The following is a 25,260-nucleotide window of genomic DNA, read 5'->3' as shown; positions in this document are numbered from 1 at the left end:
ATCCTTTCAGTTAGAAAAAACAAAGAAATCCACCTTTCTCTTCAACAAATATCGACATTAAATCTATTCAACAAAAAAGACGAGGATACAATCCCTCGTCTTTTTTCATTACTTTTCTTCAAATAATAATGCTTCTAATTCATTTAATTTCTCTTCAAATACTTGTAGCGCCTCTTTTACTGGTTCAGGAGATGCCATATCTACTCCTGCTTTTTTCAGCACTTCAATTGGATAATCAGAGCTTCCTGCTTTTAAGAACTCGTTAATATAACGTTCTACTGCTGGTTGTCCTTCTTCTAAAATCTGTTTAGATAGAGCTGTCGCTGCACTAAATCCTGTTGCGTATTGATATACGTAATAGTTGTAGTAGAAGTGTGGAATACGAGACCATTCTAAACCAATCTCTTCGTCGATTACTAAAGCGTCACCGAAATATTTCTTATTTAAATCGTAGTAAATTTCCGTTAGCATGTCTGGCGTAACAGCATGTCCTTCTTGTACTTTCTTATGAATAATATGTTCAAACTCTGCAAACATCGTTTGACGGAATACAGTACCACGGAACCCTTCTAAATAATGATTTAATAAATATAGACGCTCTTTCTTATCTTCTGTCGTTTTTAATAAATAATCATTTAGAAGCGCTTCATTACAAGTAGATGCCACTTCTGCTACGAAGATGGAATAATCACCATATACGTGCGGTTGTGTTTTTCTTGTATAGTAACTATGCACCGAATGACCAAACTCATGAGCAAGTGTAAATAAATTATTTACATTATCATGCCAGTTCATTAAAATATACGGATTTGTTCCATATGCACCAGATGAATATGCACCGCTTCGTTTTCCTTTATTCTCATACACATCTACCCAGCGATTTTCATATGCCTCTTTCAAAATATCAACATATTCATCACCAAGTACGTTTAAAGATTTTAATAAAAGGTCTTGCGCTTCTTCGTATTTCACATTCATTTTCACTTCTGGTACAAGTGGTGTATATAAATCATACATATGAAGCTCATCAAGTCCTAGTGCACGCTTACGAATATCGATGTAACGGTGTAATAAATGTAAGTTGTCATTTACTGTTTCAACGAGTTGATCGTATACTGCTTCCGGAATATTATTATTGCTCAGTGCAGCTTGGCGAGCAGAATCATATTTACGAACACGCGCATTGAAGTTATTACGTTTTACTGCTCCGCTTAACGTACTCGCGAATGTGTTTTTAAATTTTCCGTACGTTTCATATACAGCTTTAAATGCATCTTTGCGAACACGAGGATCATCACTTTCTAAAAACTGAATGTAACGGCCATGTGTAATTTCTATTTCTTCTCCGTCTTCCCCTTTAATAGATGGGAATTTTAAATCCGCGTTATTCAACATACCGAATGTATTGCTTGATGAACTCATTACTTCAGATGCTTCCGCTAATAAAGCTTCCTCAGCTTCTGATAATACGTGCGGGCGTTGACGTGTAATTTCTTCTAATGCATGTTCATATACACTTAAATCTCTATTTTCCTTCAAGAATGTTTGCAGTGTATCTTCTGAAATCGATAAAATTTCAGGCACAATATACGCTGTGCTGCTAGATACTTGTGAATATAAATTTGTTGCGCGATCATTTAATGCTTGATATACAGAGTTTGTTGTATCTTGATCGTAACGCATATGAGCATATGTATATAACTTACCTAATCGCATTGAAATTTCATCTTCATATTGCAATGCCTCAAGTAAATTGTCCGCAGAGTCACCAAGTTTCCCTTTAAATTCAGTTAACTTCGGCAATAGCTCTTTAATAGCTTGGAATTCTTTTTCCCATTCTGCATCCGTTTGGAAAATATCTTCTAATCGCCACGTACTTGCTTCTTCAATCTCGTTGCGATCTGGTAATGCTTTCGCTTTGTTTTGTTCAGACATTCTTTAAGCCCTCCTTTAAATATCTCTACTTAAGTACAATTCGTTTTTTTCTTATGTAATTCCTTCACAATCATTCTTTATTATATCCCCTTTTCCTCCTCTCATGTTAAAATTCACCTCAAATAAAGATAGCGCATGTATTAAGCAAATCTCATCATGTTTCATAATTTCCTCCTCTGTTTTTAACATCACGATATCCCTTATTTTCCGGTATGTATAAGTTCCCACTTTACGCAAAACACCTATATAGCATAAAAATGTCATATATTCAGTAACTGCCACTTTCCATATGTGCTTTGAAAAGTACGGAAGTATCCGCCTTTTCGTATACCTTTTTACATAACTACACACGTATTGAAGAGAAATACACTCTCCTACTGCAAGCTCCCCTACACACTTCATATATAGGAAAGCTTGCCATATAAATGGGTTTGTTTGTAAAGCAAATGCAGAAGGGAGTGGAACACCAATTTCAGAAGGAAAGCTTGCTGGGGTACATTTAAATTGATATAAGAGGCGTAATAATGACTTATAATTATAATTCCAAATCGGCAGGGCATTTTTGCGGAAGTAGTTCTTTCTCTTCTTCCACTCTTCACCCAATCTTTCTTTCCCGAAAGGCACGGGAGAAAAAAGAATTTCAAAAGTAGTCGTATCAGTTGGTAAATATATAGTATGCGAGAAAAAGACATTTGTAGAAAAGGGAGTGACAAATGCACATTTCATAAATGATTTTTGTTTCGGACAGAAGAAAATAAGAAGTGGCTGAGGATAAGATTGTAAGGAGAAAGCCATAAGTGAGGAAAATTTCATCCAATATGCAGATTGCCTTTTTAATTGATTTCCACCAACGATCCAAATGACCTGTATACCAGCTTGCCAATACGAATATGTTCTTTTGTACAGCTGCTCTATAGCGAGGTTTGCACATTGGTATTCAATTGCAATTTTTCTGCCCGCCCTCTCTACAAAAACATCTGGTCGTTGCTTAATTTCTGGAAGGTAGTACTCTATATCCACCTGAAAGTTTTGACGCTTAAACCATCTATATAACAATTCTTTACCATGCATATGATACGTTGATTCCGCTTCATAAAAGGCAAGACATGCATTCACTTTTTTATGAGCAAAATGCCAACTTTTTTGTTTCCCTAATTTCATTTGCACTTCCTTTCCACAAGCTACACAAAAGAATCGTTCTTGTTGACGTATACGGCGCAAAAGCTCTTCATTACAATTATAGAGTAAATGAATTTTTTCTCCGTTTTCTCTTTTAGCGATAAATATCGTAATCACACCCTTTCAGCTCCTTATATTCTACAATTTGTTACAAATTCCTTTTAAAAAAAGAGATGTCCCAATTTCGGACATCTCTTTTTATAATAAAGGTGATAATAAGCGGTACGTTGATTCAACAATTCGTCTATGAAGACGTCTTTTATGAAAATGATCAACATGAATTTCACTTGATTCTTCTAAATCATCTTTAAAGTCTTGAACAAGTCTTCTAATGCTCTCTGTATCATATAAAAAGGCATTTACTTCAAAATTCAAATGAAAACTTCTCATATCCATATTAGCTGTCCCAATTGAAGCTAAATCAGAATCGACGATGACAACTTTACTATGAAGAAAACCTTTTTCATATTCATATATCTTTACACCTGCATCTAAAAGCTCTGGGAAGTACGATCTCGATGCGTAAAAGACAGTCCGCTTATCCGGTTTACTCGGCATTAATAAACGAACATCAATACCAGCAAGTGCAGCAACCTTTAATGCGGATAAAATATCATCATCCGGAATAAAATACGGCGTTGCAATCCAAATAGATTTTCGAGCAGAAGCGATCATTGCAAAATATAAATGCTTAATCGTTTCCCACTTATTATCGGGGCCACCTGCAACTAGCTGCACTCCTCCCCAATGATCACCCTCAACTGCTTTTGCTTGTAAATATTCAGGGGCTAGCACAGCCTCACCAGTCATATAAAACCAATCTTGAAGGAAAATAAGCTGCAAACTTTGTACAGCTTCACCACGCAAATATAAATGTGTGTCTCGCCAAAAGCCGAAGTACTTATCCTTCCCTAAATATTCATCACCAATATTTAATCCACCTACAAAGCCTTCATTTCCATCAATAATAACGATTTTTCGATGATTTCGATAATTAATTTTATCGTTTAAAATCGGAAAGCGTACAGGGAAGAACGGAATCATTTCGACTCCTGCATCGTTTAATTCTTCAATATACGATTTTGATAATTTAAAACTTCCAACCGCATCATACAAAAAACGAACGACTACGCCCTCTTTCGATTTTTGTATTAAAATATCTTTAATTTCTGTTCCTAACTTATCATCACGCACAATGTAATATTCCATATGAATGTGATGTTTCGCTCGTTTTAACCCATTTAAAATAGCCCGAAACGTTTCATCTCCATTTGTTAATGTCCTCGTTTCAGTTTGAAATGAAATATTTAAAGCACCTAATCGATCCGCTAAACGAAATAACAGCTCTTGATGCTTATGATTGCGTAAAATCCGTTCTTCGTAATCTTCATGCCCCTTATATTGTAAAAACGCTTGTTCATCAAGTAACGCCTTCTTTTGGAACATTCTTTTTCTCCGAAAATTTTGTCCGAATAATAAATAAGCGAAGAATCCAAATACCGGAAAAATTCCTAAAACAATTAACCATGTAAGTGTTTTAGATGGATGTCGATTTTCTAAGAAAATAACGCAACCAATTAAAAACGCAGATACTGTAAATAAAATACTGATAATACCTAAAATCGAAACATCTTTTATCCCAATCACATCTGAATAAAATGCTACATCAATAAACATACGTAACGAAACAAATAATGCGAACAATAGCAGTATAAAGAAAATCAGCTTTAACGTATTTTTCATCTCTTACCTCCTAACTAAGAAAGCTTTCCTATTCTTCATATAAAAAGCCGATTTCATACTACAGAAATCGGCCTACGTTTTAGCAGGAAAATTATTGCGAATCGTTTCAAGAGCATGCTCTTTCACAATTTGTTTTCCATACTCACTTACACGATGAATTGTTAAAGTTGATTCTTCCCCATATTCTAAAATAATACTTAAAATACGATCGATTTCTTCTTCATCATGTAGCACTTCATCGAATTCCACATATACATAATAGCGGTTCTCAAATGAATACAGCTCATCTTTTATATCTTCAAAGATAAGACGATGACTTAATGAAATGACATCTTCAAAATCATTAAACTTAATTAAAAAGCCAAACGTACCATCTTCATTAAAGTTTGTTCCTGTTTGTTCTTCTACCTCTTCGACTAATTCTTGTTGGAATAATGATTCGATGCCTTCATCTAGAGGAATATCTATAATTTTGTCTACCCCTATCGGTAGTTCCAGCTTTTGCCCGTCTTTTGAAAGCTCTGCTTTCGTGACAAGTACTTCAATCCCTTTATCGACTGCTTGCACTTGAATCCATAACGGTCCATCAATAAAGAAATCGTCATGATCACGAGCTTCGTCCATCATCTCCCAAAAGAGCTCTTCACTTCGTTCGCGATCATACCAAATCTCTTCACGATTAAATCCTCTATCCTCTATATCAATGTACGTAATAAAAAATTTCATCGTATGATCATTAATTCTTTCAATATCCAAAATACAACTCTCCCTTCCTGCTTAGAATTGTTATGAAGGGATTCCCCACTCATATGACAAATCAATAGATTCTTGTACTCTCATTTTATGATAAGATTCTCCAGAATGGAAATAAAATCGATTTATTTTACAAAAATAGTTATATGCCTATCTTTACTCGATCAACTACGTAAATATATTATTATAGCGATTTCTTACTTACAAAAAATTTGGACATACATTTCCACATTCCCCCGTACACTGTAATAAAGTGAAACTTCTATTAGAAGAGATTATTTAACAACAACTTTCTTCATCACATACATATAGTTCGCTTATTAAAACATCATAAATGGAGGCAGACGAATGGACTTAGAGTTTTTAACATCCGTACTAATGATTGTCGGTATCGATGTTGTATTAGGTGGTGACAATGCAATCGTCATCGCACTAGCTAGCCGAAATTTACCTGAATCGAAACGAAATAAGGCTATTTTGATCGGTACTCTTTTAGCGATTGTACTAAGAATTGTCCTTACTATACTAGCTGTCTATTTACTCGACATTCCATTTCTACAATTGATTGGCGGGGTTTTACTTACATTAATTGCAGTCAATTTATTAACCGATAATAGCAACGATCTTTCTTCTATTCAAGGAAAAACAACTTTATTTCAAGCTGTGCGGACAATTGTTTTCGCGGATCTCGTTATGGGGTTTGATAATGTTATTGCCATTGCAGGTGCAGCTCACGGGAGATTTTTACTCGTCATAATCGGCTTACTCATTTCTATCCCGATTATTATTTGGGGCAGCAAACTTATTTTAATACTTATGGAGCGATTTCCATTCCTCATTTATTGCGGTGCAGCAATTCTTGCCTATACTGCAGGAAAAATGGTTACACATGAAGACAGACTTGCAACCTTTTTTCATAACAATCCAAGTTTCACTGCAAGCATTCCTTATTTGTTCATTTTCACTATTTTATGCATCGGCTTTATTGTACAACAAGTTCGATTACGCAATGTGAAACATTAAAAAAAACCTTCTACTATATAATAGGTAGAAGGTTTTCATATTATTATAATTAATTTACAAGACGTTGTGCTTCACGTAATTGGAACGTTCTTACTGTACGTGGTAAGAAACGACGAATTTCGTCTTCGTTGTAACCAACTTGAAGGCGTTTCTCGTCAATCATAATTGGACGACGTAAAATCCCTGGATAGTCACGAATCATCTTATATAAATCTTGAAGTGGTAAAGACTCTAAGTTTACATTCAATTCTTGGAAAACTTTCGAACGAGTAGAAATAATCTCATCCGTTCCGCTTTCTGTCATACGTAAAATCTCTTTAATTTCCTCAATCGTTAATGGATCTGAGAAAATATTACGTTCTGTATAGGGAATATGATTTTCCTCTAGCCATAATTTCGCCTTTCTACAAGACGTACAGCTTGGAGAACTATATAATGTTACCATACAAAGCTCACTCTCCTTAAAGAGTACAAATTCTGTACTAAATACAGTTTTAATTTCTAACTTCAGCAATTTTTCGTGATAACTTGTCTTATTGAAAAGTACAAAAATCACATTTCATGTAAGCAACAACTTATAATAAACAACAATTACTTTTAATAAGTAACTTCTATAATCATTATACAATAGATTTTGCAAGAAATATACAGTAAATTTCCTGCTAGTTGAGAAAACTCTCCCGTGTATTTCACTGCTATGTAACATGATTACGCTCATTTCAGCTGTACTTTAACAATAACTTTCAACCCTTTTACTACTCACTTCCCATAGATTTTTCATATAATATATAGTTATTTATCTATAATCTTCCCTATGAAAAAGAGAACGTTTTCTTACTTTTTCTTGATAAATCAATTAAGAAATGTAAGACTATACAAATGAGAATAAAAAGGAACATTTGTTCTTATTTTAACAAATATCCTCCCTCCTGTCTACATGATTTCTAAAGTAAATTAAATATTTTTCTGACATTTCTTTCTTTTTCATTTTTTATCTCATACAATAAACATACAGACAGGCAAAGGGGGAGTTTTCAAATGATTGCTTTTTTTATTGATTTTATTACGGTTGCTGCCCTCATCATCGGAATAACAGCATTGATTGGTGTCATTACAAATAGCATCGGCGAAAAGCTCTTTGGTGGAAAAGAAAAAATGAAGTTTGTTAACAAAAGTTTGGATGTACAATCTGGCTGGAACCAAGTTGGCGGAAAAGGCATTTATAAGAAACGAACGTATTAAAAAAAGCAGGTGATCACCTGCTTTTTTTCTTATTTCTCTACTGACGCCCATTTAAAGCTTAAATCGCCGCCATATTTATGGTTATACATATTTTTAATTGAATCTCTTTGTAAATATGCTCTACCACGTTGATATACTGGAACGATCGCAGCATCATCAAGTAACATTTTTTCTGCTTCTAATAAGTTCTTCCAACGAGCATTTACATCGCTTCCATCTTTTTTCGCCTTCATAATGATTTCATCGTATTTTGGATTAGAGTACTTCATCTTATTTTGTGACCCATCTGTTACAAACATATCAAGATATGTAATTGGATCTGGGAAGTCCGCACTCCATCCAGAGAATGACATGACATAATCGCCCGCATCTTCTAATTTTAGTTTTTGTGCGAATGGTTGTTGTTTAATTTTTACTGTTAAACCTGGTAAATTCTTTTCTAATTCACCTTTTAAATATTCACCAGTTTTCTTTGATAACTCTACATCTTCATTTAATAATTCTAATTCGATTTCATTTTTACCAAGTTCTTTTTTACCAGCTTCCCAATATTTCTTCGCTTCTTTCACGTTTGGTTTTACAATATCCCCGTTTACAGCACGGAAATCTTTTTTATCTGGTCCTTTAATGAAGTTATCAGGAATTAATCCTGTCGCTGGCTTAGAACCGTTATTTAATAATGTATCCACGAATGGCTTACGGTCAAAAGCAAGTGAAATTGCTTTACGAATATTTTTATTTGCTAAAGCTGGATCTTTTTGATTTAAACGAAGGAAGAATACAGATGTATCTTCTACTGTTTGGAAATCTGGTTTTCCTTTATATTTATCAATAAACTCCGCTAATAACGACGCTCGATCAATTGCATTTGTTTCATATAAGTTAATTGGCGTAGATGTATCTTTTACAATATTAAAGTTTACTTCTTCAATCTTCACTTCTTTATTGTCCCAATATGACGCGCTCTTTGTCATTTTAAAGCTACGTTCATGTTGCCAATCACTTAATGTAAATGGCCCGTTATAAAGCGTTGTATTCGCTTCCAAACCAAACTTCGTACCTTGCTCTTTCACAAACTTTTCATTCACAGGATAGAAGATTGGATATACCATTAAATCTACAAGGTATGGAATTGAATTATCTAATTCCACTTCTAATGTATAGTCATCAATCGCCTTTACCCCTAATTGATCCGGACTCATCTCTTTTTTATTAATTTTCTCTGCATTTTTTATATCATACATAATGTACGCTGATTTCGCAGCTGTATCTGGGTTAATCGCTCTTTGCCATGCATATACGAAATCTTTTGCCGTCACAGGCTCACCATTTGACCATTTTGCGTCTTCACGTAATTTAAATGTATATTTTTTACCATCTTCTGATTTTTTGAATTCCTTCGCTACACCAGGAACTAGCTTATCATCTTTTCCTAAACTGTATAAGCCTTCCATCGTATTAGTCATTACTCTTGAAGAAACTGCATCAGCTGATAACGCTGGATCCATCGTTGGAATTTCTTGTGTTTCAATTAAGTTAATAACTTGCTTCGCGCCGCTTTTTCCGCTATCCCCTTTAGCGTTTGCTTGCGATTCATCTTTTTGATAGCTACATGCCCCTAACATCATGCTCATCGCTACTGTTGATGCTACAAAAACTGGTATCTTTTTTTTCATACTTCCACCCTCCAAAAAAATGTTAACCCTTTCATTTTCAAACAAAAAGAAATATATATATGTTCTAATAATTCATATTATACACACAAATATATTTTTTGTATATTTATATTTCTATTTCATTAAAATTTTTCGTTAAAAAATATACCTTTGTAAACGTTTCATATTGCTGATTATTCATACTAAAGTGTTAAAAATAATATTTTTTATACTTTTCTAAATTATCAGAGAAAAATGAATTTTATATCTCATAATATTTTATGTATAATTATCCTTTTGTTTTTATCATAAAATAGCACTCTCTTCATAATAAAAATATGTAGGCTAAAATGAGTGCAAAGGTTAAGAAAGTATGTTACGATACATTTTGCTAAAAATAGATATCGGTAAAGAGGGGACGGACATGGCAGCAATTCAGGCAAAAAACGGGCCTACTGAGAAATTAAGTTTATTCTTATTAACATGGCCTATTTTTCTAGAAGTTTTTCTTTTTATGTTAATGGGGATCGCTGATACTTTCATGTTAAGTGCATTATCAGACGATGCTGTATCTGGGGTTGGTGCAGCGAATCAATATCTTCATATTGCGATTTTGGTATTAGAAGTCATCGGGAACGGCGCTGCTATCGTTGTATCTCAATACCTCGGTTCCAAACGCTTTATGGAAGCATCTAAAATATCAGCATTAGCCGTCACATTAAATTTAATAGTTGGGCTCGTTATAAGCGCTGGTTTTCTTTTATTTTCGAAACATATGATGCTCGCAATGAACTTACAAGGCGATGTACTAACGTATGCGCAAAACTACTTATCTATCGTCGGAGGAGCCATCTTCCTACAAGCTATTATTAACTCATTAGCCGCAATTATCCGTGTACACGGTTTTACAAAGCAAGCGATGTTTATTTCACTCGGAATGAATATGATTCATATCGCTGGAAACTACGTACTCATTTTCGGGAAATTTGGTTTCCCTGAGCTCGGTGTACAAGGGGCTGCAATTTCTTCCGCTATCAGTCGATTGATCGCACTTATTGTTTTCTTCTGGTTACTATACCGCGTTATGGAATATCGTGTGAAATTACAATATTACTTCACTTTATCCAAAGAATACATTGGGAAAATTTTAAAAATTGGCATTCCATCTGCATTTGAACAAGTGATGTATCAAGCTTGTCAAATCGTCTTCCTTTATTACGCAACGTACTTAGGAACGGAATCATTAGCTGCTAGACAATACGCTACTAACATTTCCATGTTCACTTATTTATTTGCAATTGCAATTGGTATGGGAACAGCCATTATTATTGGCCGCCTCGTTGGTGGTGGCGAAAAAGATGAAGCATACGAACGCTTATGGAAAAGTGTAAAATGGGCAATTGGTGTAACTTTATGTATGGTCGCTCTCGTTATTACATTCCGTACACAATTAATGGGACTGTTTACAGATAATCCGCACATTATCGGGTTAGGCGCAAGTGTTCTTTTACTAAGTGTACTACTTGAAACGGGACGTACGATGAACATCGTCATCATTAATTCGCTTCGTGCAGCTGGTGATGCAAAATATCCTGTTTTAATCGGTGCATTCTCTATGGTGTTAATGAGTTTACCACTAGGTTACTTTTTCGCCTTTCATTTAGATATGGGGCTCGTTGGTATTTGGCTAGCAATCGCCATCGATGAATGGACACGTGCCATTATTATGTTCTTCCGCTGGAAAAGTAGAGCATGGGAGCGTTATGCGCTTGTTAAACCTGAAGAACAAGAGGAGAATGTTTCTGTTCAAGTTCAGTAATTTTGCATATGGATATCACTAATGATACATGAGATTTATATCGGCGATTCTTTAAATATATCGACTGACCGACAAATGTATACAATTCTTTTATATAGTAGAAAAAGAGCCATCCTTCCATAACAGAAGAATGGCTCTTTTTCTTATTGATAAATCTCTTTATATTTCTTGTACTCCGCTTCCGAACATAGTACGAAATGTCCTGGGCGAATTTCACGCATTGTTGGTGCTTCACTACCATAATTATGCTGTGATGGATCATATACGATACGTTTACGATTGCGCTCATAATCTGGATCTGGAAGTGGAATCGCTGATAATAGTGATTTCGTATATGGATGAATTGGATTCGCATATAATTCATCACTTGTTGTTAACTCAACGATTTGGCCACGGTACATTACACCAATACGGTCACTAATGTATTTTACCATTGATAAATCATGGGCGATGAATAAGTATGTTAAACCTTTTTCTTTTTGTAACTTTTTCAGTAAGTTTACAACTTGCGCCTGAATCGATACGTCAAGTGCTGAGATCGGCTCATCGGCAATGATAAATTCTGGGTCTACAGCAAGCGCTCGAGCGATACCGATACGCTGACGTTGTCCACCTGAGAATTCGTGTGGGAAACGGTTTGCGTGCTCTTTATTTAAACCAACTGTGTTTAATAGTTCATGAACACGGTCCATGCGCTCTTTTTTACTTTTCGCTAGTCCGTGAATATCGATACCTTCTGCAATAATATCCCCTACTGTCATACGAGGGTTTAATGATGCATATGGATCTTGGAAAATCATTTGCATTTTACGGTTGAATTTCTTCAGCTCTGCGCGTGATTTTTTACCATGTACATTTTCACCATCGAATAACACTTCACCAGCAGTTGCATCATATAAACGAATAATCGTTCTTCCAGTTGTCGATTTACCACAACCTGATTCTCCTACAAGACCAAATGTTTCTCCGCGGTAAATATCAAATGAAATATCATTAACCGCTTTGACAACACCACCACTCACGTCGAAGTGCTGCTTTACATTTTTTACTTCAATTAATTTCTCACGTTGTTTAGTCATGTTGTTCACCTGCTTTCATTTGAAGAATGCGTTTTTCAACGACTGCCGGCGGTTTTACTTCTGGAGCTTGCTCGTGAAGTAACCAAGTTGCCGCATAGTGCGTATCACTTACTTTAAATAAAGGTGGGTCCATTTCAAAATCAATTTTCAGTGCCTGTGGGTTACGTGGTGCAAAAGCATCTCCCTTTGGCGGCTTCAATAAATCTGGAGGTGTTCCAGGGATTGCATATAACTCTTCTTCTGAACCATCTAAACTTGGCATAGATGCGATTAAACCCCAAGTATATGGATGTTTCGGATTGTAGAAAATTTCATCTACAGTTCCAATTTCAACAACTTTACCAGCGTACATAACTGCCACTCGGTCCGCAACGTTTGCTACTACACCTAAGTCATGCGTAATGAAAATGATTGCTGCTTCTGTTTTTTGCTGAATGTCTTTCATAAGTTCTAAAATTTGCGCCTGAATCGTAACGTCTAGCGCTGTTGTCGGCTCATCGGCAATTAATAATTTCGGGTTACAAGCTAACGCCATCGCAATAACTACACGCTGTCTCATACCACCTGAGAATTGGTGAGGATATTGTTTTAAACGAGCTTCTGGATTTGGAATACCTACAAGGTCAATTAACTCTAAAGCAACTTTACGTGCATCTGCTTTACTCATCCCTTGGTGTTTAATTAGACCTTCCATAATTTGATTTCCAATTGTCATCGTTGGGTTTAATGATGTCATTGGATCTTGGAAAATCATCGCAATATCTTTACCGCGTACTTGCTGCATTTCTTTTTCTGTTAATTTTGTTAAGTCACGACCTTCAAATACGATTTCACCATTTTTAATGCGTCCAGGAGGATTCGGAATTAATCCCATTAACGCTTTAGAAGTAACTGATTTCCCTGAACCAGATTCTCCTACAATCGCCAATGTTTCTCCTTTTTTCAAATCAAAAGTAACGCCGCGTACAGCTTGTACTTCACCTGCATGTGTATCAAAGGAGACTTGTAAATCTTTTACCTCTAACAATGTTTTCATCTTTGCCTCTCCCCTCTTTTACTTACGCATTTTTGGATCTAACGCGTCGCGTAATCCGTCTGCCATTAAGTTAAACGCTAAAATTAATATACTGATGACAACCGCAGGGATGAACATCATATGCGGATACGTTTGAATAGATTTATAACCATCATTTACAAGAGAACCTAGTGACGCAAATGGTGGCTGAATTCCTAAACCGATGAAACTTAAGAACGCTTCACCAAACACCGCTGATGGAATTGTAAACATCGTCATTACGATAATAGGTCCCATTACGTTTGGAATTAAATGTTTCACAATTAATTGTGTATTTGTTGCACCTAATGTACGAGATGCTAATACATATTCTTGGTTTTTTAACTTTAAGATTTGTCCACGAACAATACGCGACATCCCTATCCAACCTGTAATCGCCATCGCAAGTGTAATTGACCAAATACCAGATCCCATAATGATTACCATTAAAATAACGATGATTAAGTATGGAATACCGTTAATAATCTCCATAATACGTTGCATAATGTTATCTACTCTACCGCCGTAGAATGCTGAAATACCTCCGTATGCAACCCCAATTACTAAGTCAATTGCTGCCGCTAAAAGAGCGATATATAATGATACGCGTGTACCTTCCCATGTTCTTGTCCATAAGTCACGGCCAAGGTCATCTGTACCAAACCAGAAGTACTCTTTAATATCACGTTTTTCATATTGGTCAACACCATATTGATCTGTACCGTCAAATGGTAACCAATGAACATTTTCAATAACTGGAATTTTTGGTGGTAATTTCGCACGACCTAAATCTTGCTCTTTATACGAGTGTTTACTTACCATCGGTCCAAAAATCGCTAATAGCGCAATGATAACTAACAATACAAGGCCAAGCATCGCACCTTTATGTTGGAATAAACGTCTTCTTACATCTTGCCAAAACGTTAAGCTTGGACGGGCAATGACTTCATTATCAACATTATTTTGATTGGCTTGTTGAAATAAATCTGGAGATAATTTTTGTACATCTTTCATCATTTTTTCCCTCCCGCTAAACGAATACGAGGATCAATAATTCCGTATAAAATATCGACAATGAAAATAACTAAAATGAAGATCGCACTATAGAAAATCGTAGTTCCCATAATAACTGTATAGTCATTTAAAGTAATCGATTTAACGAATTGTTCCCCAAGTCCTGGTACAGCATAAATTTGCTCGATAACAAGTGTTCCTGTAATTAATGCCGCAACCATTGGTCCTAAAATTGTTACAACTGGAATTAACGCGTTACGAAGTGCATGTTTGACAATGATAACGCCTTGGCTAATTCCTTTCGCTTTCGCTGTTAAAATGTAATCGGCTTGCATAACTTCAATTAATTCTGCACGAGAGAAACGTGCGATTGTCGCGATAACTCCCATCGATAATGCAATTGTAGGCATTACAGTAAACTCTGGTCCTTTCCAGAATGCTACTGGGAACCAGCCTAGTTTTACCCCTACGAAATATTGCAGTAATGCGGCGAATACGAATGATGGTACCGACATTCCGAGTACCGAAATAACTGTTGCACTATAATCTACCCACGTATTATTACGAAGTGCGGCAACAATACCTAAAATTAAACCGATAAATGTTCCTAATATAATCGCTTGTAAACCTAATTGGGCTGATGGTCCAATACGATCCACAATCATGTCTGTTACTGGGCGGTTATCATATTGGAATGATACCCCTAAATCACCTTTTGCTAAGTTACCTAAGTAACGTGCATATTGAACTGGTACCGGATCATTCAATCCGTATTTTTCAAGAATGATTTCTTTTTGTGCCGGTGATAGCTTCTCCTGGTTTTTAAGCGGAGAACCCGGAAGTAATTTCATCAAAAAGAAAGTCATTGTAGTAATTAAAAATAATGTCAAAGCCATGTACACGAAACGTTTTAATACATAACGTCCCATAGTCAAGCACCTCCCCGTTTTTCTCAAAAGCAATAAGATAGTTTAAAATATTCTTACTTTTATTTTTTTAAAATAAGAGCATATGCCCATCATAGGCATATACCCTTGTAAACGATGGAAAAAAAAGATTATTTTTGTTCAACAGATGCCCATTTGTAAGTTAATTTACCACCATAGTTAATTGGGATAATATCTTTTACGGCACCTTTTACTACATACGCTGAACCTTTTTGGAAGATTGGAGTGATAACTGCATCCTCTTTAATTAACATCTTCTCTACTTCTAGAAGGTTGTCCCAGCGAGCTTGTAAATCTTTTGTATCTGTTTTAGCTTTTAGGATTAACTCATCATATTTCTGATTAGAATACCCTGTTTTATTTTGAGAACCATTCGTAACAAACATATCTAAATATGAGATTGGATCTGGGAAATCTGGTCCCCAAATACCAAACGCAATATCATATTGCTGAGAATCTTCTAATTTATTTTTTTGTGCGAATGGTTGCTGTTTAATTTTAATTGATAAACCTGGTAAGTTCTTTTCCATCTCACCTTTTAAGAATTCCCCAACTTTTTTAGCATCTTCATTATCAAAGTTTAAGAATTCTAGTTCGATTTTATCAGTTCCAAGCTCTTTCTTCGCTGTTTCCCAAAGCTTTTTTGCTTCTTTTGGATTTGTTTCAACTAGCTTTCCATTTTCAGCTCGGAAATCTTTTTTATTTGGACCTTCAGCGAAATCTTTTCCAACAAATCCGTAAGCTCCAATTGCGCCGTTATTTAAAATAACTTTTGCAATGTTATCACGGTCAAAGGACATTGAAATTGCTTTTCTTAAGTTTTTATTACTTAAGTACTGATTACTTTGATTAAATCTTAAGTAAGCAACCCCTGCCTCTTTTCTTGTTTGGAACTCTGGGCTTTTTCTAAACTTATCAACAAATTCAGACGTTAAAGCCGCTCGATCAATCGCGTTTGTCTCATATAAATTTACATCAGTTGCTGTATTTTTTACAATATTAAAGTTGATTTCTTCGATTTTAACCGTTTTATTATCCCAATATGAAGGATTCTTCTTGAATTGGAAACTTTGTTCATGTTTCCAATCACTCATAACGAATGGACCGTTATATAATGTTGTATTTGCCTCTAAACCAAATTTGTCACCTTGTGCTTTTACAAAGTTTTCATTTAGTGGGTAAAATACTGGATAAACTGTTAAATCGATAAAGTAAGGAACGGGATTGTCTAATTCTACTTCTAGTGTATAATCATCAATCGCTTTTACACCTAATTGGTCAGCAGGTAATTCTTTTTTATGAATTTTCTCTGCATTTTTAATATCGAACATAATGTATGAATACGTTGCTTTTGTATCTGGATTTACTGCTCTTTTCCATGAATACACAAAGTCTTTAGCTGTTACAGGTTCCCCATTCGACCATTTCGCATCTCTTCTTAATTTAAATATGTATTTCTTCCCATCATCTAGCTTTTCGACATCTTCTGCAACTCCAGGCATTCTCTTTTGATCTTTGCCAATACGATATAAACCTTCCATCGTATTATTTAATGCTGTAGAAGATGAAGAATCAGATGCTAATGATGCATCCATTGACGGAATTTCAGATAACTCTGTTAAATTAAGAATCTGTTTTCCGTTACTACTACTCGTAGCGTTCTCTTTCCCTTTTGCTTTTGCGTCATCTTTTTGGTAGCTACACGCGCTAAGCAACATACTTGCAGTTAAAGTTGATGCAAGTAATAACGGTATCTTTTTCTTCATGTTGTGTTGCCTCCCCTAATTGCACTTCCTGTACCCTCACTTGTTAAAAAGTAGAATTGAAAGAATAATCTCCAAGTTTCTACAATTTTCATTATACATATAATATAACAATTGTGAATATAGTTTTTTGTTTTTTTGTTAAAATTTTTAATAAAATATTTATATTTTTAATTTTTCGTAAAGGGATACATTAACATTGCTACCATCATCTTAAAATCAGACCTTTAATTGCGTATAATTTTCAAAAAATTAATCCTAGTACTTATTATAGCTTTTATAGTATAATAATTCTAGTAATATTTTGACGGAGGGGAATATTTTGAATAAAGTTTTTTTTCATACTTGTATACTAATTTTTATAGCGATGATTGCTTCTAGTATTGGTGCATTCCTCATTTCATCTCAATTTTTGTTGAACTTTGTCAACATTTTGTTTTATATTGCACTGTTTTTTATTCTTATCGGCGGTTTTTTATACATATTTCAAAATGGTTTTTTCAATGTAACCATTTACGCATTCCAAAGAGTATTTGGTACGAACAAAAAGATTGACTCTTTAATTGAAGAAGTCGAGGAACCTACAGATAAGAAAGAACGTATTTATAAAACATATTCATTCAAATGGACATATCCAATTTGTATTACAGGTATCTTCCTTGGGTTGTTCTCGACCCTCATTAGCTTTACTATTTTGATGTAGTTTGCAAACACTATCCCATATGATATAATAATCAGCAAAACATTTTGTTATAAAACTTTAGTTCTTTCATATTAAAAGAGCTCAAGTAACAATAAATAAATTTATATGTATGCGATGATAAAGAAGAGTACATATTGAGGCAATTTCAGAGAGCTTGTGGTTGGTGTGAACAAGTAATTGTACAGTATGGAATGGGCTTTTGAGCACCAAACCGAACCGAAAGTAGTAGGCTTTGGCGTTATATCCTAACGTTATTATGGATTAGAGAGATTTCACAGTAGTGAAATAATTAGGGTGGTACCGCGGTCCATTCGTCCCTATAGTTTTTGGGATGAATGGGCTTTTTTGTTTGCCTTCTCTTCCCCCCATCACGCATTCAATTTTAGGAGGAATTACTTATGTCAGTTATCTTTTCTGGTATTCAGCCAAGTGGAACGATTACACTTGGAAACTATTTAGGCGCAATGAAGCAGTTTACAGAGCTTCAAAATGAACACGACTGTTATTTCTGTATTGTAAACCAACATGCGATTACAGTACCTCAAGATCCCGTTGAACTTCGTAAAAACATCCGCAGTCTTGCTGCACTTTATGTAGCATGCGGCATCGATCCTGAAAAAGCTACTTTATTTGTACAATCAGAAGTACCAGCACACGCTCAATTAGGATGGATCATGCAATCTGTTGCTTACGTTGGAGAATTAGAACGTATGACGCAATATAAAGATAAAGCTTCGGGTAGAGATTCAGTTCCAGCTGGATTACTTACGTATCCACCATTAATGGCTGCTGATATTTTACTTTACAACACTGAAATCGTACCAGTTGGTGATGATCAAAAGCAACATATGGAATTAACACGCGACCTAGCAGAGCGTTTCAACAAACGCTTCCGTGAAGTGTTCACAATTCCTGAAATTCGTATTCCAAAAGTAGGCGCTCGCGTTATGTCATTAACAGAACCTACGAAGAAAATGAGTAAATCTGATCCGAATCCAAAATCAATGATCAGTATGCTTGATGAACCAAAAACAATTGAAAAGAAAATTAAGAGTGCTGTTACTGACTCTGAAGGTATTGTGAAATTTGATAAAGAAAACAAACCTGGTATCTCTAACTTATTAACAATCTACTCTTCATTCTCTGGAAAAACAGTTGAAGAAATTGAAGCAATGTACGAAGGAAAAGGATACGGCGACTTCAAAGGCGACCTAGCGCAAGTAGTCGTAGAAGCAATTCGTCCAATCCAAGACAAATATAACGAACTAATCAACTCACCAGAACTAGACGAAATTCTAGACAAAGGTGCAGAAAAAGCAAACCGCGTTGCATTCAAACAACTACGCAAAGTAGAAAACGCAATGGGACTAAGCAGAAAACGTAGGTAACATATAAAGCGGAAGCGGCTCGTTCAGAATGTGAGGGGGATGGAGCTCCTGACGTAGAGGCGCTTTTTGCCTCGCAGGAAGGCGCGAAGCCACCGAACATTCTTGCCGCTGGAGCTGGATTACTACAAAATTAAAAAACCGCCAATTGGCGGTTTTTTAATTTACCTTTTGCTCATTTTCCATTTCCCATAACTTTTCAAAAAATGGCTGTCCTTTTACGAGACGCTCGCATAATTGTTCATGCTTATCAGACCAGCCTGTTTTCGCTTCATCATACAGCTTAACCCAAATATCTTCAAATTCCATATGTTGAACCATTCCATATGCTGATGGATCCCACTCTGTGAACCAATAGCGAATTTCTGCTGTATTTTTCGTTGTATGTAATTGATCTAACGCCATAAATAATAATTGTTTTAGCTGTCTTTCTTTACGAGTCAAGCCATTCATAATGAAAGGTGATGGTGATAAAATGTGATGTTCTTTTTCTGTTTCTTCTACTTGGAACTCATACTTTTCTGCTTGTACGTTTTCTACCATCTCATATACCATCTGCTCTTGGCGTGGTATAAGTCTGCTTTTGCGAATTGGTACATTGTAACCAATTGTGTCAATCGCAATAATTCCTTTTCCATCTGTAACAACAAAGCAATACTCTTGCTGCAAACGTTCATGATTTTTACGAATATAAGCCTTATGATGTACGTCTTCCAGCATTTTTTGCGGAAGCTCTAACAATTCGTTCTCGATGTAATGATATAATGTGGCATCTACTTTTAATAATGGCACTTGATCTAATAGCTCAATCGTATCATCTTTCCGCCATTCGTAAAAATGACAAACGTTATACCCATTTTCTTCACCTTCAAACCAATTTACCCATACATCATGTAGATATAACATTCACTACCCCTCACTTCACTACTGTTTGTACCAATCATTATGTTCATTTTTGCTTAACTTTATTCCACTTGAGGAAATATATTCTAATTATTATTTTTTCTTCTATTAATACTAAAAAAACAGGAAATAGAAATCCTGTTTTTTTATATATGAAATGTACTTGCTTTATTCAATATTTCTTTTGCATCTATAGATAATAAAGAAAGTGTATCTTCTCCTTCCAAAGTTACACAATCTTTGACAATATGAAATCCAAGCGCATAGCCAAGCATCTTCGGATAAGAGTGAAAGCCATTTAATAAGATGTCATGTTCCCTTGTTCCTCGTTTTATACTTATTCTTTCATGTACAATATTTTTCCAATAATAAATAGCCTCTTCCTTTGAAAGATACGCCGTCCACGGTGCATTGTTTTTTTCTGTATACCTTTCTGTTACTGCTTGTTCAGCTAGCCCTTCCATAATCATCGTATCAAGTAATGTATATTCTGTTTCTTTCGTCTCAATTTGATGTAACCTGCATATGTGATGATATTCATGCGCTAATAACACTTTTAATTCTTCTACCGAATTCCGTCCACATACGAATAAGAAAATAACATGACGCATAGATAATCCAGCCCTACCGTTATACTCTTCTTGTACAGTTCGATTATAGGAATCTGATAATAAAATAAAGACAGGGACATCTGGACCTTTTAACCAGTTTTTCAGTTTATCATACTCCAGGCTCAATTCTTTCCAAATTTCCTTTTCCTCTAATTCTTTAATTTCCTTTTCTCCGCGCATGATCGGGCGATACATCCCTTTTGAAATTAAAAAGCGATACAACCTTTCTTTTGGCAACGGAATATACTTCGTAAATTTCTCACAAAGTTTTTCTGGCCGCCCATAATATAAATGTAGCCATTCAGCTGTTTCAACAATCCCCATCTTTATCCCTCCTTTTTCTTATGTATATGCTACAGGAGAAAAAGGCGTAAAAATAAATAAGGAGTTTTTTCGCAATATATTGCGAAAAAACTCCTTATTTTATCTATTATTTATACGATTTAAATACTAACACTGCGTTATGACCACCAAATCCTAATGAGTTACTTAATACTGCATTTACTTCTTGGTGTCTCGCTTGATTCGGTACGTAATCTAAGTCACATTCTGGATCTGGTGTCTCATAGTTAATTGTTGGCGGAATTACTCCGTCTGTAATTGATTTAATAGAGAAAATCGCTTCAACAGCACCAGCTGCTCCTAATAAGTGACCTGTCATTGATTTCGTTGAGCTAATCGCTACTTTATACGCGTGCTCACCGAAAGTTTCTTTAATTGCCATCGTTTCATATTTTTCATTCGCATCCGTACTTGTACCATGCGCATTAATGTAATCAATATCTTCTGGCTGTAGGCCTGCATCAGCTAAAGCTTGACGCATTGCACGCACTCCGCCTTCACCACCAGGAGCAGGCATTGTAATATGGAACGCATCTCCAGTTGCACCATAACCAGCAATTTCCGCGTAAATGTGAGCACCACGCGCTAATGCGTGCTCTAATTCTTCAAGAATTAGAATACCTGAGCCTTCACCCATTACAAAACCGCTACGGTTTTTATCAAATGGACGGCAAGCCGTTGCTGGGTCTTCATTAAATGTTAATGCTTTCGCTGAGCTAAATCCTGCGAATGCCATACTTGTTAGCGGTGCTTCTGCTCCGCCTGTAATCATTGCATCAGCATCACCACGCTGAATTGCTTTAAATGCATCACCAATTGAGTTTGCACCAGATGCACAAGCCGTTACAGAACAAGTGTTAATTCCTTTTGCTCCTGTTGCGATTGATACTTGACCTGCTGCCATATCCGGAATCATCATCGGTACGAAGAATGGGCTCACGCGGCGTGGGCCTTTCTCAGTAAAAATCTTAAATTGTTCTTCGTATGTTTCCATACCGCCAATACCTGATCCAATCCATACACCAATTCGAGGTCCGTTTTCTTCTGTAATTTCAAGCTTTGCATCTGCAACTGCCATTTTCGCTGCTGCTACTGCATATTGTGTAAAGCGGTCCATACGGCGCGCTTCTTTTTTATCAATATATTTCTCGACTTCAAAGTCGTTAATTTCTGCTGCTACTTTTGCTGGAAATAGTTCCGGATCAATTCTTGTAAGTCGTCCGATTCCAGATACACCCTTTTTAATGTTTTCCCATGCTGTTTCAACATCTGTTCCGACCGGTGTAACAGCTCCTAGTCCTGTAATTACGACCCTCTTTTTTTCCATACAAAATACACTCCTTTTTTTCTCTCAGTCCTTATTTACCCCAACGAAGAGCGACTGCTCCCCATGTTAATCCGCCACCAAAACCAACAAGTATAATTAAATCACCATCTTGAATACGTCCATTTTGCAATTCCTCTACCATTGCAATTGGAATTGAAGAAGCCGATGTATTACCAAACTTTTCAATTGTCATACTCATTTTTTCTTGTGGTAAATTTAATCTCTCTCTTGCAGATTCCATAATACGAATATTCGCTTGATGCGGTACTAAGAAATCCACATCCTCTTTTGTAAGACCAGCCTTATCCAGCACGCGAAGACAAGATTCACCAAGTTGACGAACGGCAAATTTAAAGACTTCTCTGCCATTCATCATAACATACTCGTCTTGATATAGATGCTTACCGCCGCTTCCGTCTGCTCCTAATTCGAAAGATAGAACGCCTCTTCCTTCTGAAACTGCTCCCATTACGATAGCACCGGCTCCGTCTCCAAATAATACCGCTGTATTTCGATCATTCCAGTCTACAATTTTAGATAGCTTATCACTACCAACTACTAATACGTTTTTATAAGTCCCCGTTTGAATAAATTGCTGCGCTGTAATCATTCCGTACATAAAACCAGCGCATGCTGCACCTACATCCATTGCAGCTGCATGTTTCGCTCCAATCGCTTCTTGAATGACACAAGCTACTGCTGGAAACGCACGATCTGGTGTTACTGTCGCCACTAAAATAAGATCGATATCTTCTCCGCTAACCCCTGCATCTTCAAGTGCTTTTTTTGCAGCCTCTACGGCCATATATGAAGTATCTATTGTATCATCGGCAATGCGTCTTTCTGCAATTCCCGTTCTCGTACGAATCCATTCATCGGATGTATCCATTATTTTTTCTAAATCGTGATTTGTGACTACTTTTTCCGGCACATATCTTCCGATCCCTAAAATGCCCACGTTCACATCGCAGCCCTCCGTTTTATATCAATTATTATGACTTGGTACTAATTTTAAAACATAAATGTATTTTTGTCTAGAATATATTTCGCATAAAACAGAAAGCTAACGCATTATTCACGTTATTTTTCATTAAAAGAAACAGAAACATACCTCTCAAATATAAAAAGACTCAAACCCTTCTGTTCACGGTTCGAGCCTCTCTTCCACCTTAAAAAGATGCTTTTTATTCTTTATCTGCTTTTCTTCTAAACTAGAGAGTTCTCCTCACTACCTTTCCTTTATCCTCTTCATATCTCTGGTTTTCCCCCAGGCGAGAATAAAAAAGGCCCTGACCGCTTCTATCCACGGTTCGAGCCTCTCTTCCACCTTAAAAAGATGCTTTTTATTCTTTATCTGCTTTTCTTCTAAACTAGAGAGTTCTCCTCACTACCTTTCCTTTATCCTCTTCATATCTCTGGTTTTCCCCCAGGCGAGAATAAAAAAGGCCCTGACCGCTTCTATCCACGGTTCGAGCCTCTCTTCCACCTTAAAAAGATGCTTTTTATTCTTTATCTGCTTTCCTTCTAAACTAGAGAGTTCTCCTCACTACTTTTCCTTTATCCTCTTCATATCTCTGGTTTTCCCCCAGGCGAGAATAAAAAAGGCCCTGACCGCTTCTATCCACGGTTCGGGCCTCTCTTCCATCTTAAAAAGATGCTTTTTATTCTTTATCTGCTTTCCCAAGCTCATAAGCTTCGTTCATAACTTTCATTAACAACTCTAACACCGGCTGTGCCTTCTCCATATCAAGTGCAATTCCATTATCATCTAAAATTGCCTTTGCTTCCGGTAAATGCTTCATTGCGATTTGTAAAAACTGCATGCTTTTTTCGTTCATATTATGCTCTTCCTCTCCATTAAAACTTTCACATACAATAGTGTAACACGCGTACTACCCTTCGTATAACTCTTTATATTTTTTCATGTGTGCCAGTTGCTTATTTAAACCGTATTCTAACGGAGTATTTCTTTTTATTGAAATTACTTCGATAGCCTCATCTCTTACTTCGTTATTATTTTTATTTACTTTATCATCCGCGCGTAAAAGATTCATACCTTTTTCCCATAATGACTGTTTACCACTAAGTAAATTGTATATACCAAGATGCGCCCCGTTCGTTCCATGTTCCCATAAGTATTCACATACATCTTCAACGTAAAGTAAATCATTCCCCTTTTCCTCAATCGTACAACGCCACTCTTTTTCAACTAATTCTGATAAAATAAGCTGATGAAACATCATAAAGGACGGTTGCCACGGTCCATATAATGTTGGAACTCGAAATACACTATATTGTAAATTCCCTTTTTTCAATCCTTCTTCTACTTTCAAAAATAGGCGCTTATTTTCGGATTCATCTGTACTGCCTACTTCAATAGAAGAAATTAAATTTAACTTCACTTTTTGTTCTTCACACATTCTTATAATTCGCTTTAAATATTGTAATATGACTCTTTCATTCCGAAATCCACTTTGCTGATTTGGCTCATATAAGCAAAAATAAACAGTATCGAATCTCTCTTCCTCAACCGATCTCCATCCATCTTCATCTCTTATCGAATAATACGTAAATAACGCATTTCGCCCAATTAATAATAACTTCTCTTCATTAATTTTGGTCATACTATCGAATTCATCAAAATCAAGACCATAGACTTCCACTTCTTCTGCAATCATTTTATTTACAAGGTGATAACCTACAAACGTAAGTGCACCTATTATCAGCACGCGTTCCATACCACCAACCCTTTCCCTCTGAAACAAATAGCTCCTCATTTATGT

Annotated in this window: 22 protein-coding genes and 1 other annotated feature; of the genes, 5 read left to right on the top strand and 17 right to left on the bottom strand. The window is 35.9% G+C overall.

Going from position 1 to position 25,260, the window contains the following annotated elements; genetic code table 11:
* Positions 1 to 108: 108 nt before the first annotated feature.
* From pepF to mecA, 4 genes are all read right to left on the bottom strand, one after another.
* Positions 109 to 1,935, bottom strand: a complete 1,827-nt coding sequence (gene pepF, locus MKY21_RS06155) for an oligoendopeptidase F (RefSeq protein ID WP_000003348.1) — start codon at positions 1,933 to 1,935, stop codon at positions 109 to 111.
* Between the two features lie 51 nt (positions 1,936 to 1,986).
* Positions 1,987 to 3,231, bottom strand: a complete 1,245-nt coding sequence (locus MKY21_RS06150) for a competence protein CoiA (protein ID WP_341075737.1) — start codon at positions 3,229 to 3,231, stop codon at positions 1,987 to 1,989.
* 81 nt (positions 3,232 to 3,312) lie between these two features.
* Positions 3,313 to 4,857 (bottom strand): cardiolipin synthase, encoded by a 1,545-nt coding sequence (locus tag MKY21_RS06145; protein ID WP_341075735.1) that lies wholly within the window; start codon positions 4,855 to 4,857, stop codon positions 3,313 to 3,315.
* Between the two features lie 72 nt (positions 4,858 to 4,929).
* Positions 4,930 to 5,613 carry an adaptor protein MecA gene (mecA, locus tag MKY21_RS06140; protein WP_000350716.1) on the bottom strand — a complete coding sequence of 228 codons (684 nt, stop codon included), beginning with the start codon at positions 5,611 to 5,613 and terminating at the stop codon, positions 4,930 to 4,932.
* 345 nt (positions 5,614 to 5,958) lie between these two features.
* Here mecA and MKY21_RS06135 point away from each other — a divergent pair, with 345 nt between their 5' ends.
* Positions 5,959 to 6,633 (top strand): TerC family protein, encoded by a 675-nt coding sequence (locus MKY21_RS06135; RefSeq protein ID WP_000362615.1) that lies wholly within the window; start codon positions 5,959 to 5,961, stop codon positions 6,631 to 6,633.
* A gap of 49 nt (positions 6,634 to 6,682) precedes the next feature.
* Here MKY21_RS06135 and spx read toward each other — a convergent pair whose 3' ends face one another.
* Positions 6,683 to 7,078 carry a transcriptional regulator Spx gene (spx, locus tag MKY21_RS06130; RefSeq protein ID WP_000258267.1) on the bottom strand — a complete coding sequence of 132 codons (396 nt, stop codon included), beginning with the start codon at positions 7,076 to 7,078 and terminating at the stop codon, positions 6,683 to 6,685.
* A gap of 593 nt (positions 7,079 to 7,671) precedes the next feature.
* On the opposite strand from spx, the gene MKY21_RS06125 reads away from it, so the two are divergent.
* On the top strand, positions 7,672 to 7,875 hold the full coding sequence (locus tag MKY21_RS06125) for a hypothetical protein (RefSeq protein ID WP_000559971.1): 204 nt from the start codon (positions 7,672 to 7,674) through the stop codon (positions 7,873 to 7,875).
* 29 nt (positions 7,876 to 7,904) lie between these two features.
* Here MKY21_RS06125 and MKY21_RS06120 read toward each other — a convergent pair whose 3' ends face one another.
* Entirely contained in the window at positions 7,905 to 9,551 is a 1,647-nt protein-coding gene (locus MKY21_RS06120) for a peptide ABC transporter substrate-binding protein (RefSeq protein ID WP_000727250.1), read from the bottom strand.
* A gap of 352 nt (positions 9,552 to 9,903) precedes the next feature.
* Between MKY21_RS06120 and MKY21_RS06115 the strand changes: the two genes are divergently transcribed.
* Positions 9,904 to 11,349 (top strand): MATE family efflux transporter, encoded by a 1,446-nt coding sequence (locus MKY21_RS06115; protein WP_009327244.1) that lies wholly within the window; start codon positions 9,904 to 9,906, stop codon positions 11,347 to 11,349.
* A 143-nt stretch (positions 11,350 to 11,492) separates the two neighbouring features.
* On the opposite strand, the gene MKY21_RS06110 is transcribed toward MKY21_RS06115, so the two are convergent.
* The 5 genes from MKY21_RS06110 to MKY21_RS06090 all read right to left on the bottom strand — a co-directional run bounded on the left by MKY21_RS06110 (position 11,493) and on the right by MKY21_RS06090 (position 17,209).
* The gene (locus MKY21_RS06110; RefSeq protein WP_000166348.1) at positions 11,493 to 12,428 is read right to left on the bottom strand and encodes an ABC transporter ATP-binding protein; all 936 of its coding nucleotides are present in this window, start codon (positions 12,426 to 12,428) and stop codon (positions 11,493 to 11,495) included.
* Entirely contained in the window at positions 12,421 to 13,464 is a 1,044-nt protein-coding gene (locus tag MKY21_RS06105; protein WP_000854346.1) for an ABC transporter ATP-binding protein, read from the bottom strand. Before MKY21_RS06105 ends, MKY21_RS06110 begins: the two co-directional genes overlap by 8 nt.
* Positions 13,465 to 13,482: 18 nt before the next feature.
* Positions 13,483 to 14,499: an oligopeptide ABC transporter permease gene (opp3C, locus tag MKY21_RS06100; RefSeq protein ID WP_000974106.1), complete on the bottom strand. Its 1,017-nt coding sequence runs from the start codon at positions 14,497 to 14,499 to the stop codon at positions 13,483 to 13,485.
* Positions 14,496 to 15,425, bottom strand: coding sequence for an oligopeptide ABC transporter permease (opp3b, locus tag MKY21_RS06095; protein ID WP_000534172.1), 930 nt, complete (start codon positions 15,423 to 15,425; stop codon positions 14,496 to 14,498). The genes opp3C and opp3b overlap by 4 nt, the downstream gene beginning before the upstream one ends.
* Positions 15,426 to 15,553: 128 nt before the next feature.
* Positions 15,554 to 17,209 (bottom strand): peptide ABC transporter substrate-binding protein, encoded by a 1,656-nt coding sequence (locus MKY21_RS06090; RefSeq protein WP_000727219.1) that lies wholly within the window; start codon positions 17,207 to 17,209, stop codon positions 15,554 to 15,556.
* A gap of 319 nt (positions 17,210 to 17,528) precedes the next feature.
* Here MKY21_RS06090 and MKY21_RS06085 point away from each other — a divergent pair, with 319 nt between their 5' ends.
* Positions 17,529 to 17,909, top strand: coding sequence for a DUF3899 domain-containing protein (locus MKY21_RS06085; RefSeq protein WP_001044997.1), 381 nt, complete (start codon positions 17,529 to 17,531; stop codon positions 17,907 to 17,909).
* 105 nt (positions 17,910 to 18,014) lie between these two features.
* Positions 18,015 to 18,231: a binding site (T-box leader), on the top strand.
* Positions 18,232 to 18,307: 76 nt separating this feature from the next.
* A complete protein-coding gene (gene trpS, locus MKY21_RS06080) occupies positions 18,308 to 19,297 on the top strand; it encodes a tryptophan--tRNA ligase (protein ID WP_044795514.1) in 990 nt (329 codons plus the stop codon).
* Positions 19,298 to 19,453: 156 nt separating this feature from the next.
* Here the strand turns inward: trpS and MKY21_RS06075 are convergent, their stop codons facing one another.
* The 6 genes from MKY21_RS06075 to MKY21_RS06050 form a co-directional block, all read right to left on the bottom strand.
* Complete coding sequence (locus tag MKY21_RS06075; protein ID WP_000966128.1) at positions 19,454 to 20,200, bottom strand: YjbA family protein; 747 nt, start codon at positions 20,198 to 20,200, stop codon at positions 19,454 to 19,456.
* Positions 20,201 to 20,343: 143 nt separating this feature from the next.
* Positions 20,344 to 21,132, bottom strand: a complete 789-nt coding sequence (locus MKY21_RS06070) for a DUF2268 domain-containing protein (protein ID WP_000513275.1) — start codon at positions 21,130 to 21,132, stop codon at positions 20,344 to 20,346.
* A 106-nt stretch (positions 21,133 to 21,238) separates the two neighbouring features.
* On the bottom strand, positions 21,239 to 22,477 hold the full coding sequence (gene fabF, locus MKY21_RS06065; protein WP_000412656.1) for a beta-ketoacyl-ACP synthase II: 1,239 nt from the start codon (positions 22,475 to 22,477) through the stop codon (positions 21,239 to 21,241).
* Positions 22,478 to 22,508: 31 nt separating this feature from the next.
* Positions 22,509 to 23,441 (bottom strand): beta-ketoacyl-ACP synthase III, encoded by a 933-nt coding sequence (gene fabH, locus MKY21_RS06060; RefSeq protein WP_001100533.1) that lies wholly within the window; start codon positions 23,439 to 23,441, stop codon positions 22,509 to 22,511.
* A gap of 697 nt (positions 23,442 to 24,138) precedes the next feature.
* On the bottom strand, positions 24,139 to 24,315 hold the full coding sequence (locus MKY21_RS06055) for a ComZ family protein (RefSeq protein ID WP_001986215.1): 177 nt from the start codon (positions 24,313 to 24,315) through the stop codon (positions 24,139 to 24,141).
* A 54-nt stretch (positions 24,316 to 24,369) separates the two neighbouring features.
* Positions 24,370 to 25,242, bottom strand: coding sequence for an NAD-dependent epimerase/dehydratase family protein (locus tag MKY21_RS06050; protein ID WP_002102826.1), 873 nt, complete (start codon positions 25,240 to 25,242; stop codon positions 24,370 to 24,372).
* Between the last annotated feature and the right edge of the window lie 18 nt (positions 25,243 to 25,260).

This window comes from Bacillus sp. FSL R9-9497 (assembly GCF_038005805.1).
GTDB classification, from domain to species: Bacteria; Bacillota; Bacilli; order Bacillales; family Bacillaceae_G; genus Bacillus_A; species Bacillus_A cereus.
Note: the sequence above shows the minus strand (reverse complement) of the source record. Positions and strands in the feature narration are given on the sequence as shown.